The sequence below is a fragment of the Enterobacter sp. ECC_219_Taxon_10 genome, from assembly GCF_058354905.1.
In genome coordinates this window covers 146,274-160,868 of the sequence record NZ_CM178005.1, presented here as the reverse complement: position 1 = coordinate 160,868, position 14,595 = coordinate 146,274, and the positions used below count along the sequence as shown (strand labels likewise).

Genomic DNA, 14,595 nt, shown 5'->3' with positions numbered 1-14,595 from the left:
ACAACATCACATCGGAGGGGAGCGTATGACGTATTCAGGTAAGGTGGATATTCAGCGGGTTATCGACGAGAGTCCCTTTTCAGGGTTTCACTGGCTTCTTATCGTGCTGGGCTTTCTGGTTCTGGCGATCGACGGTTTTGATACCGCAGCGATGGGCTACATCGCGCCTACGCTGTCGGCAGAATGGGGGATACACAAACAGGATCTGGGGCCGGTGCTGAGCGCGGCGCTGCTGGGGCTGTCACTGGGCGCGCTGATTGCAGGCCCGGTGTCGGACCGGATGGGACGCAAGCGCGTGCTGGTCTTCTCGTGCCTGTTCTTCGGCCTGGCGAGCCTGGGCACGGCCTGGGCACAAAGCCTGAATACCCTGACGCTGTGGCGCTTTCTGACAGGCCTCGGGCTCGGTGCCGCAATGCCTAACGCCATCACGCTGATCTCCGAATTTGCCCCCCAGCGCTGTCGCGCCATGGCGATTAATACCATGTACTGCGGCTTCCCTCTGGGTGCGGCAGGCGGCGGCGCGATCTCTTCCTGGCTTATCCCCCATCACGGCTGGCGAAGCGTGCTGCTGACCGGCGCGATTGCCCCGCTCATTTTAACGCTGCTGCTGGCGCTGCTGTTGCCGGAATCGGTGAAGTTTCTGGTGCAGCGCGGGAAAGACGTTATGCAGGTCCGCCGCATCGCCAGCCGGTTCAGCCGCAGTACGCTGGAGAGCGTCACGGGCTTTTTCCTGGCGGAGGAAAAAGTCGCGTCTAAAAAAGGGAGCGTGGGGCAGCTGTTTTCCATGCCCTGGCTGCCCGGCACCCTGATGCTGTGGGTGACCTATTTTATGGGGCTGGTCATTTACTACGTCCTGCTGAGCTGGATGCCAACGCTGATGCAGGGGATGGGTTATGCGCTGGCGGAATCCGCCTGGCTCACCTCGCTGTTCACGTTCGGGGGTACCGCAGGCATTCTGCTCGCGGGCTGGATGATGGACCGCTGGGAGGCGCACAAGGTGGTCGCAGGGGGATTTGTCCTGACGATGGGATTGATCCTGTTACTCGGCCTTGAGCATAACCATATCGCCCTGTTTGGCGGGCTGATTTTCCTGATGGGGATCGCCATGAACGGCGCGCAGTCGGGCATGCAAACCCTCGCGGCCACCTTTTACCCTACCGAGTGCCGCGCGACGGGCATCGCCTGGATGCAGGGGATTGGCCGCTTTGGCGGGGTGGCGGGCACCATGACCAGCGCCCAGCTTCTTTCTATGCAGTGGCAGGCAGACAGTATTTTAATGATCCTCAGCGTGCCCGCCCTGGTGGCCGCGGCGGCAACCGTCTACAAAATGCTGTACAGCCGCTCGCACGAACCCGGCGTCGCGTAGTTCCTCTCTTTTCTGCTATTCTGCCCCCGCAATTAAGGGGGCAGCATGCTTAACATCGTTTTATTCGAACCAGAAATTCCGCCAAATACCGGCAATATCATCCGCCTGTGTGCCAACACCGGTTTTCGCCTGCACATCATCGAGCCGATGGGCTTTACATGGGACGACAAGCGCCTGCGCCGCGCGGGGCTGGATTACCATGAATTTACCGCCGTGGTTCGCCATCACGATCACGCCGCGTTTCTGGAAGCGGAGAAGCCGCAGCGCATGTTCGCCCTGACCACCAAAGGCACGCCAGCGCACAGCGCCGTGAGCTATCAGGAAGGTGACTATCTGATGTTTGGCCCGGAAACCCGCGGCCTGCCGGCCACGATTCTGGATGCTCTGCCCGCTGAGCAAAAAATCCGTATTCCGATGATGCCGGACAGCCGCAGCATGAACCTGTCGAACGCGGTGTCGGTGGTAGTGTATGAAGCCTGGCGCCAGCTGGGTTATCCCGGCGCCATTTTAAGAAGTTAAATGCCGTCACCATACTCGAAGGTATGGTGAATGCCGTTGAAGTGCTGATCCATATCCATCGACGGCTTATCGCTGTCAGGCTTACCGACGATGCGCGCCGGTACGCCTGCGGCAGTGGTGTGCGGCGGCACGGGCTGGAGCACAACCGACCCGGCGCCAATCTTCGCACCGCGCCCGACTTCAATATTGCCGAGAATTTTAGCGCCCGCGCCAATCATCACCCCTTCACGAATTTTCGGGTGGCGATCGCCGCTGGTTTTACCGGTACCGCCCAGAGTAACCGACTGGAGGATCGAGACATCATCTTCAATCACCGCCGTTTCACCCACCACAATGCCGGTGGCGTGGTCGAGCATGATCCCGCGGCCAATCTTCGCCGCCGGGTGAATATCGACCTGGAATGTCACGGAGACCTGGTTTTGCAGGAAGATCGCCAGCGCGCGGCGGCCTTCATTCCATAACCAGTGGCCGATGCGGTAAGCCTGCAGGGCGTGGAAGCCTTTCAGGTACAGCAGCGGCGTGGAGTATTTATCGACCGCCGGGTCACGGGTGCGCACGGCCTGGATATCGCAGGCGGCAGAGGCGATCATTTCCGGGTCAGCGGCGTAAGCCTCTTCCACCACTTCACGGATGGCGATAGCCGGCATGATGGAGGAAGCCAGCTTATTGGCGAGCATGTAGCTCAGCGCGCTGCCGAGATTTTCGTGCTTGAGTAACGTCGCGTGGTAAAAACTGGCCAGCATTGGCTCACAGTCGGCCAGCGCCCGGGCTTCGGCTTTAATATTATTCCAGACGATATCCAGTTCTTCACACGGCATTGCTAACTCCAGACGATAGTATAATGACCAGCCAGTTCTTCGCTGGCTGGGTCATTCAGGTGACAACGGTTCCGACTAGTTACTGCTGCGCTCGTCCTTGCGCGCACGACCTAATAAGGTCAATGCTGCCTCGCGCGCATTTTTTCCGCAATACAATACCTGATAAATTTCCTCGGTTATTGGCATTTCGACACCAAACCGGTGCGCCAACTCGCGAACTTCTTTGGTATTGCGGTAGCCTTCCACCACCTGTCCAATCTTCTCCTGCGCACTTTTTACATCGCTGCCCTGTCCGAGCATCATGCCAAAGCGGCGGTTACGAGACTGGTTGTCGGTACAGGTCAGCACCAGGTCGCCCAGGCCCGCCATTCCCATAAAGGTGGCCGGATCGGCGCCCAGCGCTTCGCCCAGACGGGACATTTCGGTTAAGCCGCGGGTGATCAACGCTGTACGCGCGTTGGCACCAAAACCAATGCCGTCTGACATCCCGGCGCCAATCGCAATCACGTTCTTCACCGCGCCGCCCAGTTGCACGCCGATAAAATCGGGGTTGCTGTAGACGCGGAAGCTCTTGCCGCAGTGCAGCAGCTGCTGGAGATCGTCGGAGAAGGCCTGGTCAGTGGATGCCAGCGAGATCGCCGTCGGCAGGCCCGCAGCCAGCTCTTTGGCAAAGGTCGGGCCAGAGATGACCGCAAGCGGGATCTCATCACCCAGCGCTTCGCGGGCAACGTCCTGCAGCAGGCGTCCGGTCTCCGCTTCCAGCCCTTTGGTTGCCCAGACAATACGCGCATCCGGGCGCATCAGCGGCTTAATCTGATGCAGCACGTCGCCAAAGACATGGCTCGGGACCACAATCAGAATGTTGCGGCTGGCCGCCAGAGCGGTCGCCAGATCGCTTTCCAGGTGCAGAGAGTCAGGGAACGGAACGTCCGGGAGAAACGCCACATTGCAACGGTCGCGCTGCAGCGTGGCGATATGTTTTGGATCGTGGCCCCACAGGACCACATCGTGACCATTTCTTGCCAGCGTGATGGCAAGAGCGGTGCCGTATGAGCCGGCACCGATCACAGTCATTGACGCATTAACAGTGCTCATCAGGCATCCTGATGTTGTTCGGCACCTTCGCCAGCCTGCTGCTGCAGATAGTTCATGAACAGCGCATCAAAGTTCACTGGCGCAAGGTTCAGTTGCGGGAATGTACCGCGAGAAACCAGGCTGGTGATACATTCACGGGCATACGGGAACAGGATGTTCGGGCAGTATGCACCCAGGCAATGCGCCATCTGGTTGCCTTCGATGCCGCCAATGGAGAAGATACCGCCCTGCTGTACTTCACACAGGAATGCAGTTTCTTCGCCCAGAGAGGCGGTCACGGTCACACGCAGTACGACTTCATACACGTCATCCGCCAGCTGGGTGGATGCGGTATCCAGATCAAGTTTAACCTCTGGCTGCCAATCTTTCTGGAAAACGTGCGGCGCATTTGGCGCTTCGAAAGAGACATCCTTGGTGTAGATACGCTGGATCTGGAAAGTCATTTCGGTGTTGTTTTGTTCTGACATGGAAATACCCTTTTTAATTGTCCTAAAGTCTCTTAGCTCAGCAGCGGATCGAGTCCACCACGGGCGTCGAGCGCATACAAGTCATCACAGCCGCCAATGTGCTGCGCATCAATAAAAATCTGCGGAACCGTCGTACGACCACTACGTTGGATCATCTCTTCGCGTTTGATCGCGTCACCGTCGATAGGCAATTCCTGGAACGTTACGCCTTTGCTGCTCAGCAGCGCTTTCGCACGATGGCAGAACGGGCACGTCGCTTTGGTGTAGATCTCAATATTGGCCATGACTGAACTCCTTATTTACCGCGAACCAAAGGAAGATTTTCCCCGCTCCAGCCGGAAATACCTTCTTTCAGTACCGTTACGTTTTCGAAGCCCGCTTTATAAAGCGCGCTGGCAGATTCCTGCGCCTGCATACCAGTCGCATCCACAACAATAATGGGCTGAGCTTTGTGTTTCTCAAGCTCACCCACGTTGTTCGCTTTGATTTCAGCTGGCAACAGGTTGATTGCGCCGGCAATGTGACCTTTACGGAAATCGTCACGCTGACGCAGATCGACAACAACGGCGTCTTCTTTGTTAATCAGACGCGTCGCTTCACCACGGGTGATAACCTTAATCTTAGACGTCAGGCTCTTAAATGTGGTGAACAGTACAGCAGCCAGCAGGCCAATCCACGCGATGCTCAGAACCGGATGGCGGCTAACGAATTGCATAATTTCTTGCATGGAGGGTAACTACTCCCGACTAAGTGATAAAAAAACCAAGACAGGAGTATACCTGTGCGTTCTGGCAAATACAGCCAGCGACCATAACCTAATCCATTTTCTGCGGCATGCCACCTAAAAAAATGCCTCAAAATGGTCCGGTCAGCATCTTGCCCCCGCGCTTTCTTTGATCTTCTGCGGCTATTTGATCGATTCAGCTGTAGTAAAATTACGCAAATTTTGACTCTTGAGCATGAGGTTGTTGCAATGTCGGTTTCTAAAAAACCTATGGTACTGGTGATTCTGGATGGCTATGGCTACCGCGAAGACAGCCAGGATAACGCTATTTTCAACGCAAAAACCCCGGTAATGGATGCGCTGTGGGCAAAACGTCCGCATACCCTGATTGATGCATCCGGTCTGGAAGTCGGCCTGCCGGATCGCCAGATGGGCAACTCCGAAGTCGGTCACGTTAACCTGGGCGCAGGCCGTATCGTGTATCAGGACCTGACCCGTCTGGACGTCGAAATCAAAGAACGCACCTTCTTCGCGAACACGGTTCTCTGCGGTGCGGTAGATAAAGCCGTTGCGGCAGGTAAAGCGGTGCACATTATGGGTCTGCTCTCCGCGGGCGGCGTGCACAGCCACGAAGATCACATCATGGCGATGGTTGAGCTGGCCGCTGAACGCGGTGCGGAAAAAATCTACCTGCACGCCTTCCTGGACGGTCGCGATACGCCACCGCGCAGCGCAGAAGGCTCCCTGAAAGCTTTCGAAAACAAATTCGCCGCGCTGGGCAAAGGCCGCGTAGCCTCCATCATTGGCCGTTACTACGCTATGGACCGTGACAACCGCTGGGATCGCGTTGAACAGGCCTATGACCTGATGACCCTGGCAAAAGGTGAGTTCCAGTTCGCGACCGCCGTTGAAGCCCTGGAAGCCGCATACGCGCGTGATGAAAACGATGAATTCGTGAAAGCGAGCGTGATCCGCGCTGAAGGCCAGGCCGATGCCGCGATGGAAGATGGCGACGCGCTGATCTTCATGAACTTCCGCGCTGACCGCGCGCGCGAAATCACCCGTGCGTTCGTCAACAGCGATTTCGACGGCTTTGCCCGTAAGAAAGTGGTGAACATCAACTTCATCCAGCTGACCGAATATGCGGCAGATATCAACGCGCCTTGCGCTTACCCACCTGCCTCGCTGGAAAATACTTTCGGCGAGTGGATGGCGAAGAACGACAAAACCCAGCTGCGTATCTCCGAAACTGAGAAGTATGCGCACGTGACCTTCTTCTTTAACGGCGGCGTTGAAGAGCCGTTTAAAGGCGAAGAGCGCATTCTGATCAACTCGCCGAAAGTCGCCACTTACGATCTGCAGCCAGAGATGAGCTCTGCCGAACTGACCGAAAAACTGGTGGCCGCGATCGAAAGCGGCAAGTACGACACTATCATCTGTAACTATCCGAACGGCGACATGGTCGGCCATACCGGCGTGATGGAAGCGGCGGTGAAAGCGGTTGAAGCGCTGGACCACTGCGTTGAGCAGGTTGCGAAAGTGGTTGAGTCCGTTGGTGGCCAGCTGCTGATCACCGCTGACCACGGTAACGCCGAGCAGATGCGCGACCCGGCAACCGGCCAGGCGCACACCGCCCATACCAACCTGCCTGTTCCGCTGATTTATGTAGGTGATAAATCACTGAAAGCAGTGGAAGGCGGCAAGCTTTCCGACATCGCGCCAACCATGTTGTCGCTGATGGGCATGCCGATCCCTGAAGAGATGACTGGTAAGCCGCTGTTCATCGTGGAATAATCGCTCCCCATGAGGGGAAAGGCGATTTTTTCAATCACATGGGTCGTGAAGCCGCTTAGGTTATCAGTCAGACCTCTGCTTTGCGCCAGCGCACTCAGCGCTGGCGTATTGCTGTGCGCCGCATCCGCCCACGCGGATGACCGCGACCAGCTGAAATCCATTCAGGCCGATATCGCCGCCAAAGAGCGTGCGGTACGCCAGCAGCAACAGCAGCGCTCCGCCCTGCTCGCCCAGCTTAAGCAGCAGGAAGAGGCCATCTCCGCTGCCGCACGTAAACTCCGTGAAACGCAAAACACCCTCGCCGAGTTGAACAAACTGATCGACGAGATGAACGCGTCGATTGCCAAACTGGAGCGCCAGCGTGATGCGCAGGAGCGCAACCTCGCGGCACAGCTGGATGCTGCATTCCGCCAGGGTGAACATACCGGACTCCAGCTGATCCTCAGCGGCGAAGAGAGCCAACGCGGCCAGCGCCTGCAGGCCTACTTCGGCTATCTCAACCAGGCGCGTCAGGAGACTATCGCGCAGCTGAAGCAGACGCGCGAAGAGGTCTCCACCCAAAAAGCGGAGCTGGAAGAGAAGCAGAGCCAGCAACAGACGTTGCTCTACGAACAAAAAGCGCAGCAGGCGAAACTTGAGCAGGCCCGTAACGAGCGCAAGAAAACCCTGTCCGGTCTTGAGTCCTCCATTCAGGCAGGACAAAGCCAGCTGAGCGAAATGCGCGCCAACGAATCAAAACTGCGTAACAGCATTGCCCGTGCGGAAGCCGCAGCGAAGGCGCGCGCCGAAAAAGAGGCGCGCGAGGCGCAGGCGGTTCGCGACAAGCAGCAGGAAGCCTCCCGCAAAGGAACCACCTACAAGCCAAGCGAGAGCGAACGTTCCCTCATGTCGCGTACCGGTGGCCTGGGTTCCCCTCGCGGTCAGGCATACTGGCCCGTTCGCGGTTCTATTTTGCATCGCTATGGCGAACAGCTGCAGGGTGAGCTACGTTGGAAAGGGATCGTTATCGGTGCGTCTGAAGGTAGCGAAGTGAAAGCCATCGCCGATGGCCGCGTGATTCTGGCCGACTGGCTGCAGGGTTACGGGCTTGTGGTGGTGGTCGAGCACGGTAAAGGCGACATGAGTCTTTACGGCTACAACCAGAGCGCGCTGGTCAGCGTCGGCACGCAGGTGCGCGCCGGCCAACCCATCGCCCTTGTGGGCAGCAGTGGCGGTCAGGGCCGCCCGTCACTCTATTTCGAAATTCGTCGTCAGGGTCAGGCGGTCAATCCACAGCCGTGGTTGGGAAGATAAGTTTTGCTTCAGTTTCGTCGAATGATTCTCTCTGTCGTCAGCGCGCTGGCGCTGGCTGCACCAGCTTATGCAGGTAAACTCGCGATTGTGATTGATGACTTCGGTTATCGTCCGCACTATGAAAATCAGGTGCTGGCGATGCCGTCAGCCATCTCCGTCGCCGTCCTGCCCAATGCACCACACGCGCACGAGATGGCTACCAAAGCCCACAACAGCGGTCATCAGGTGCTTATTCATCTGCCAATGGCCCCGCTCAGCAAGCAGCCGCTGGAAAAAGATACCCTGCGCCCGGATATGAGCAGCGATGAGATCGAGCGCATCATCCGTGACGCCTACAACAAAGTTCCGTATGCCGTAGGCCTGAACAACCATATGGGCAGCGCGATGACCTCCAGCCTGTATGGAATGCTGAAAGTGATGCAGGCGCTGGAACGTTACAATCTCTACTTCCTCGACAGCATGACCATCGGCAACAGCCAGGCGATGCGGGCCGCTCAGGGGACGGGTGTAAAGGTCATTAAGCGTAAAGTCTTCCTGGACGACTCCCAGAATGAAGCGGATATCCGCGTGCAGTTTAACCGCGCGGTAGCGCTGGCGCGCCGTAACGGTTCGGCTATTGCCATTGGGCACCCGCATCCTTCAACGGTGCGCGTTCTACAGCAGATGTTGCCCTCCCTGCCTGCCGACATCACGCTGGTGCGCCCGAGCGATCTGCTCAATGAACCGCAGGTAGACACGTCTCGTCCGGGTAGCGCTCAACCTCCGGCAACGCAGCCGCGCAATCCGTTCCGCGGCGTGAAGAACTGCACGCTGAAACAACCGCCTGAGCCGGTGCATGCAACCCGCTTCTTCACGGTAATCAGCGAAAGTGTGAGCCAGAGTACGCTGGTGCAATACTTCCAGCACCAGTGGCAGGGATGGGGTAAGAAAGTCTCAGCGAACCACTCCCAGTGACAGGCGATTAAGGTAGAACAATGCCGCAACGACACAAAATTCTGCTCCTCGATACCGGTAAAGAGTGGGGAGGAGGCACCAACAGCATGCTCGAACTTCTGAAGCGCATTAACCGAGAGAAGTTCGATATTACCTGTTGTTTTTACAGCGACTACAGTCGGGCCGAAGGGCAAACCATCGGTCAGGTGCTGAACGGCATTGGCATTCCCTTAATTGTCATTCCCCAGCATAAACAGCCCGCATGGGCGAAAATCGCAAAAGAGCTGGGCCGCAGCCTGCTGTTTTTCTCCCGCAGCGCCCGGAAGGCGCTTACGCGCCATGTTGATACCCTCTGGCGCATTCGCCCTAACGTCCGCAAGATCGAGACGATTTTCCGGGAAGGCGGTTTCGATACGCTGTACATGAACAACCAGCCAGGCTCTAACGAAGAGGGTTACCTGGCGGGCGCGAAGCTGCATGCGCGGATAATTCAGCACTGCCGGATTGAACCGGTGCTGACGCCGCCGCTGGTAAAGCTGGTGAATGCCCATGCCACAAAAATCATCGCCGTTTCGCACGGCGTCGAGCGCGTGTTACTTCAGCATGGCGTCCGGCCCGAGCTGTGTACAACGGTCAACAATGCCATCGACATCCACCAGCCTTTGCCCGACCGACGCGCCATGCGTCATCGTCTGAACATTGATGACGACACCTTTGTGTTCGGCAGCATTGGATCGCTGATCCCCCGCAAGGCTAACCACCATACGCTGGCGGCGCTGGCGCAGTTCAACCAGCAGCATCCGCAGGCAAAATGGAAGATGGTGCTGGTCGGTGAAGGGGCTGAACGCGGCGCGCTGGCGGCACAGGCTGAGGCGCTGGGTATTGCCGGGCACGTGATTTTTACCGGTTTCCAGAACACGCCTTTTGACTACCTCGCTACCTTCGATGCGTTTATTCTGGCCTCGCAGAGCGAAGGCCTGCCCCGCGTCGTGCTGGAAGCGATGCTGCTGAACATCCCCGTCATTGGTTCAAAGGTGACCGGCACGGCAGAATTGATCGACCACGAGGCGACCGGGCTGCTTTTCCCGTGGAGCGATGTATCGAAACTTGCTCAACATCTGGATAATATCTGGCAGGATCCCGATCTGCGCGCCCGGCTCGCCGCGGCTGCGCATCAGAATGTCTGCAACGTGTATGCCATTGAAAGCTATGTTAACGGTGTCGAGGCCGTTCTTGGCGCGCAATAACCAAACGAGAACAACATGTTTAAATTCCTGAATGCTCGCTACCGCCACATCACCGGGCGACATAACATTCCGTACGCTTCCCTTCCGGTTACGCGCGATCTCGTTGCGGTGGACTCCATCGTGATCCCGTGTACGGGCGCGGATTTCGTTGAAGAAGCGTTGTTGTCAGCGACATTTGCAGAACGTTATGCCACCGACGTCAGCGAAATTGTTATCGTCAGCGATCAGCCTGAATCCGCTTTCGGCGAACTCCCGCCAAAGACCCGCGTCGTCACGCTTACCCTTCCGGTACGCGAGGAAAGTTACCGCTATAAGCAGATCTACCTCAGCCGTCTGGTGAAGCTGAACGCCCCGCTACAGGCGCGCGGTGAAGGCGTATTGATGATCGATTCCGATCTCAACCTGCTGAAAATGCCGGAAATTAACATGGCCGATATGCACATCTACTCCAGCTTCCGTCAGGGCAAAATGATTGCCAAGCTGGACGGTGCGCCAGTGGAGAAAGTGCCGGCGTATTACAAAGAGACGGTGCGCCCGTATCTGGTCGATCACGTTAACGGCGCGTTTCTTGCGGCCACCAAAAAGACCTGGCGCCGTATCTGCCCGCTGTGGCTGACGCTGTTCCAGGATACCTGGGAACTGATGGACGACACGCAGCCGCCAACCGATCAGCTGCCGCTCGCCGCGCTGCTGGACATGCTGGATTTAAAAACGGTTAATCTGGGCGACTGGATGAACTGGCCGGTGTCCAAGAAGATCGGCGGACAGGAAGCTGTTGTGCCGAAAGAGGTGATTGGCGCGCACGGTGGTTTCCCACTTTCCGAATGGCAGAAGTATCTTGAATCGCCAGATAATAAGCTGTTATTCAAAGGGCAGGACTACACCCGCAAGGTGCGTTACCTGACGGACGAAGAGAAAAAGAATCAGTAAAAAAGGGGCCGCTGGCCCCTTTTTGATTATTTATCCCAGCTCAGGATCACTTTTCCTGACTGGCCGGAACGCATCGCGTCAAAGCCCTGCTGGAATTCGTCGATGGAGAAACGGTGCGTAATAATCGGTGACAGATCCAGACCGGACTGGATTAGCGCCGCCATCTTGTACCAGGTTTCGAACATCTCGCGGCCATAGATGCCCTTGATGAACAGCCCCTTGAAGATGACTTTGTTCCAGTCGATGGACATATCTGACGGCGGAATACCCAGCATCGCAATACGCCCACCGTGGTTCATGGTGTCCAGCATGGTGCGAAACGCCGGTGGCGCGCCGGACATCTCCAGACCCACGTCAAAGCCTTCGGTCATGCCCAGCTCTTCCATCACGTCGGTCAGGCTCTCTTTAGAGACATCCACCGCGCGGGTCACGCCCATTTTACGCGCCAGCGACAGACGGTATTCGTTCACGTCGGTGATGACCACGTTGCGCGCGCCCACGTGCTTCGCCACGGCTGCCGCCATGATGCCGATTGGGCCCGCGCCGGAGACCAGCACGTCTTCGCCCACCAGGTCGAAGGAGAGAGCGGTGTGCACAGCGTTGCCGAACGGGTCGAAGATGGAGGCCAGATCGTCAGAAATATTGTCCGGGATTTTGAACGCGTTAAAGGCCGGAATCACCAGGTATTCCGCGAAGCAGCCCGGACGGTTAACGCCCACGCCGACGGTGTTACGGCACAGGTGCGTACGTCCACCGCGGCAGTTACGGCAGTGGCCGCAGGTAATATGGCCTTCGCCGGAAACGCGATCGCCAATCTTGAAGCCTTTTACTTCCTGGCCGATGCCGACCACTTCACCCACATATTCGTGGCCGACAACCATCGGGACAGGAATGGTTTTCTGCGACCACTGGTCCCAGTTGTAGATGTGAACGTCAGTACCGCAGATGGCGGTTTTACGAATTTTGATCAGCAGATCGTTATGACCGACTTCCGGCTCCGGCACGTCGGTCATCCAAATCCCTTCTTCCGCTTTCAGTTTGGATAACGCTTTCATCACACGTCCTCAGGCAATTACGCCCAGCTGTTTACCGATGCGGGTAAAGGCTTCCACCGCACGTTCAATTTGTTCAGGCGTATGCGCCGCGGACATCTGGGTGCGGATACGCGCCTGACCTTTTGGCACCACCGGGAAGAAGAACCCGGTGACGTAAATCCCCTCTTTCTGCAACTCGCGGGCAAACTTCTGCGCGACGACCGCATCACCCAGCATCACCGGGATAATGGCGTGATCGGCACCGGCCAGGGTAAACCCTGCGGCGCTCATTTTTTCACGGAACAGACGGGCGTTGGACCACAGGCGGTCGCGCAGTTCGGCACCGGACTCCACCATCTCCAGCACTTTGATGGAGGCGGCCACAATCGCTGGCGCAAGAGAGTTGGAGAACAGGTACGGTCGAGAGCGCTGGCGCAGCCACTCAACCACCTCTTTGCGCGCAGCCGTGTAACCGCCGGACGCGCCGCCGAGCGCTTTGCCCAGCGTGCCGGTGATGATGTCCACGCGGCCCATCACGTCGCAGTATTCGTGGGAACCACGGCCGTTTTCGCCGACAAAGCCGACCGCGTGAGAGTCATCGACCATTACCAGCGCGTCGTATTTATCCGCCAGGTCGCACACGCCCTTCAGGTTGGCGATCACGCCGTCCATAGAGAACACGCCGTCGGTGGCGATCAGCACATGACGAGCCCCCGCTTCACGGGCCTCTTTCAGGCGCGCTTCCAGCTCGACCATGTCGTTGTTGGCGTAGCGGAAGCGCTTCGCTTTGCACAGACGTACGCCGTCGATGATGGAGGCGTGGTTCAGGGCGTCGGAGATAATCGCATCTTCTGCGCCGAGCAGGGTCTCAAACAGACCGCCGTTGGCGTCGAAGCAGGAGGAATACAGAATCGCGTCTTCCATTCCGAGGAAGCTCGCCAGCTTTTGCTCAAGCTGCTTGTGGCTGTCCTGCGTACCGCAGATAAAGCGTACGGAGGCCATGCCGAAACCGTGGGTGTCCATGCCGTTTTTCGCCGCGGCAATCAGCTCAGGGTGATTCGCAAGACCTAAATAGTTGTTCGCACAAAAGTTGATCACATGGCTGCCGTCGGCAACGGTGATGTCCGCCTGCTGAGCAGACGTGATAATACGCTCTTCCTTGAACAACCCTTCCGCACGTGCGGTGTCGAGGTCGCTGTTTAACTGTTTGTAAAAATCACCACGCATTGCAATTCTCCAGACTCGGCAAATTTCGGCACATATTACCCAAACCTATAGTTCATGACGAGATGACGCAGTATCTCTTCTCGTTTTTGCAGCATAAATCACGTGTAACCCTGCTGCATATCGGTGAATGGCTGAAGGGTCGCCATACTAATGATATGATATGAACATTAGCGTCCGGGATTGGCCCCGGGCTCCACACTTCAAAGGTTACAGTTATGATCATCGTTACCGGCGGCGCGGGCTTTATCGGCAGCAATATTATCAAGGCCCTCAATGACAAAGGCATCACCGACATCCTGGTGGTGGACAACCTGAAAGACGGCACCAAGTTCGTTAACCTGGTGGATCTGAACATCGCTGACTACATGGATAAAGAAGACTTCCTTATCCAGATTATGGCAGGTGAAGAGTTCGGCGAGATCGAAGCCATCTTCCACGAAGGTGCGTGCTCATCCACCACAGAGTGGGACGGCAAGTACATGATGGACAACAACTATCAGTACTCCAAAGAGCTTCTGCACTACTGCCTGGAGCGTGAAATCCCGTTCCTGTACGCCTCCTCGGCGGCAACCTATGGCGGTCGTACCTCGGACTTCATCGAGTCCCGCGAGTACGAGCAGCCGCTGAACGTCTACGGCTACTCTAAGTTCCTCTTCGACGAGTACGTGCGTCAGATCCTGCCTGAAGCGAACTCCCAGATCGTCGGCTTCCGCTACTTCAACGTCTACGGACCGCGCGAAGGCCACAAAGGCAGCATGGCGAGCGTGGCGTTCCACCTGAATACCCAGCTGAATAACGGCGAAAGCCCGAAACTGTTTGAAGGCAGCGACGGCTTCAAGCGCGACTTCGTTTACGTGGGCGACGTGGCAGCCGTGAACCTGTGGTTCTGGGAAAACGGCGTGTCCGGCATCTTCAACCTGGGCACAGGCCGCGCGGAATCCTTCCAGGCAGTGGCTGACGCGACGCTGGCGTACCACAAAAAAGGCAGCATTGAGTACATTCCGTTCCCGGACAAGCTGAAAGGCCGCTATCAGGCGTTCACGCAGGCTGACCTGACCAACCTGCGCGCCGCAGGCTACGATAAGCCGTTCAAGACCGTTGCCGAAGGCGTAACGGAATATATGGCCTGGCTGAACCGCGACGCATAA

General features: G+C 57.2%; 15 protein-coding genes. 8 read left to right on the top strand and 7 right to left on the bottom strand.

Annotated features, from left to right (window positions below):
* Positions 1-25: 25 nt before the first annotated feature.
* Together AC4ICF_RS00675 and trmL are read left to right on the top strand one after the other, a co-directional pair.
* Positions 26-1,366 carry an MFS transporter gene (locus AC4ICF_RS00675; RefSeq protein WP_116343011.1) on the top strand — a complete coding sequence of 447 codons (1,341 nt, stop codon included), beginning with the start codon at positions 26-28 and terminating at the stop codon, positions 1,364-1,366.
* Between the two features lie 45 nt (positions 1,367-1,411).
* Positions 1,412-1,885 carry a tRNA (uridine(34)/cytosine(34)/5-carboxymethylaminomethyluridine(34)-2'-O)-methyltransferase TrmL gene (gene trmL, locus AC4ICF_RS00670; protein ID WP_316380418.1) on the top strand — a complete coding sequence of 158 codons (474 nt, stop codon included), beginning with the start codon at positions 1,412-1,414 and terminating at the stop codon, positions 1,883-1,885.
* Here the strand turns inward: trmL and cysE are convergent.
* The 5 genes from cysE to AC4ICF_RS00645 all read right to left on the bottom strand — a co-directional run bounded on the left by cysE (position 1,882) and on the right by AC4ICF_RS00645 (position 4,992).
* Complete coding sequence (gene cysE / locus AC4ICF_RS00665; RefSeq protein WP_008502718.1) at positions 1,882-2,703, bottom strand: serine O-acetyltransferase; 822 nt, start codon at positions 2,701-2,703, stop codon at positions 1,882-1,884. The two genes, trmL and cysE, sit on opposite strands and share 4 nt — an antisense overlap.
* Positions 2,704-2,778: 75 nt before the next feature.
* On the bottom strand, positions 2,779-3,798 hold the full coding sequence (gene gpsA / locus AC4ICF_RS00660) for an NAD(P)H-dependent glycerol-3-phosphate dehydrogenase (protein WP_116343007.1): 1,020 nt from the start codon (positions 3,796-3,798) through the stop codon (positions 2,779-2,781).
* Positions 3,798-4,265 (bottom strand): protein-export chaperone SecB, encoded by a 468-nt coding sequence (gene secB, locus AC4ICF_RS00655; protein ID WP_003860835.1) that lies wholly within the window; start codon positions 4,263-4,265, stop codon positions 3,798-3,800. Before secB ends, gpsA begins: the two co-directional genes overlap by 1 nt.
* A 32-nt stretch (positions 4,266-4,297) precedes the next feature.
* Positions 4,298-4,549, bottom strand: a complete 252-nt coding sequence (gene grxC, locus AC4ICF_RS00650; RefSeq protein WP_028015037.1) for a glutaredoxin 3 — start codon at positions 4,547-4,549, stop codon at positions 4,298-4,300.
* 11 nt (positions 4,550-4,560) lie between these two features.
* On the bottom strand, positions 4,561-4,992 hold the full coding sequence (locus AC4ICF_RS00645) for a rhodanese-like domain-containing protein (RefSeq protein ID WP_014882007.1): 432 nt from the start codon (positions 4,990-4,992) through the stop codon (positions 4,561-4,563).
* Positions 4,993-5,238: 246 nt separating this feature from the next.
* Here AC4ICF_RS00645 and gpmM point away from each other — a divergent pair, with 246 nt between their 5' ends.
* From gpmM to AC4ICF_RS00620, 5 genes are read left to right on the top strand one after another with little or no spacing between them, the layout of a single operon-like run.
* The gene (gene gpmM / locus AC4ICF_RS00640; protein ID WP_316380417.1) at positions 5,239-6,783 is read left to right on the top strand and encodes a 2,3-bisphosphoglycerate-independent phosphoglycerate mutase; all 1,545 of its coding nucleotides are present in this window, start codon (positions 5,239-5,241) and stop codon (positions 6,781-6,783) included.
* A gap of 33 nt (positions 6,784-6,816) precedes the next feature.
* Complete coding sequence (gene envC, locus AC4ICF_RS00635; protein WP_316380457.1) at positions 6,817-8,076, top strand: murein hydrolase activator EnvC; 1,260 nt, start codon at positions 6,817-6,819, stop codon at positions 8,074-8,076.
* A gap of 3 nt (positions 8,077-8,079) precedes the next feature.
* Positions 8,080-9,030 carry a divergent polysaccharide deacetylase family protein gene (locus AC4ICF_RS00630; protein ID WP_163330032.1) on the top strand — a complete coding sequence of 317 codons (951 nt, stop codon included), beginning with the start codon at positions 8,080-8,082 and terminating at the stop codon, positions 9,028-9,030.
* Positions 9,031-9,050: 20 nt separating this feature from the next.
* Positions 9,051-10,256, top strand: coding sequence for a glycosyltransferase (locus AC4ICF_RS00625; RefSeq protein ID WP_116342999.1), 1,206 nt, complete (start codon positions 9,051-9,053; stop codon positions 10,254-10,256).
* 15 nt (positions 10,257-10,271) lie between these two features.
* Positions 10,272-11,186, top strand: coding sequence for a hypothetical protein (locus AC4ICF_RS00620; protein ID WP_316380416.1), 915 nt, complete (start codon positions 10,272-10,274; stop codon positions 11,184-11,186).
* A gap of 26 nt (positions 11,187-11,212) precedes the next feature.
* On the opposite strand, the gene tdh is transcribed toward AC4ICF_RS00620, so the two are convergent.
* Positions 11,213-12,241: an L-threonine 3-dehydrogenase gene (gene tdh, locus AC4ICF_RS00615; protein WP_042717745.1), complete on the bottom strand. Its 1,029-nt coding sequence runs from the start codon at positions 12,239-12,241 to the stop codon at positions 11,213-11,215.
* A 9-nt stretch (positions 12,242-12,250) separates the two neighbouring features.
* Complete coding sequence (gene kbl, locus AC4ICF_RS00610; RefSeq protein ID WP_023309905.1) at positions 12,251-13,447, bottom strand: glycine C-acetyltransferase; 1,197 nt, start codon at positions 13,445-13,447, stop codon at positions 12,251-12,253.
* A gap of 215 nt (positions 13,448-13,662) precedes the next feature.
* Between kbl and rfaD the strand changes: the two genes are divergently transcribed.
* Positions 13,663-14,595 (top strand): ADP-glyceromanno-heptose 6-epimerase, encoded by a 933-nt coding sequence (gene rfaD, locus AC4ICF_RS00605; protein ID WP_080329840.1) that lies wholly within the window; start codon positions 13,663-13,665, stop codon positions 14,593-14,595.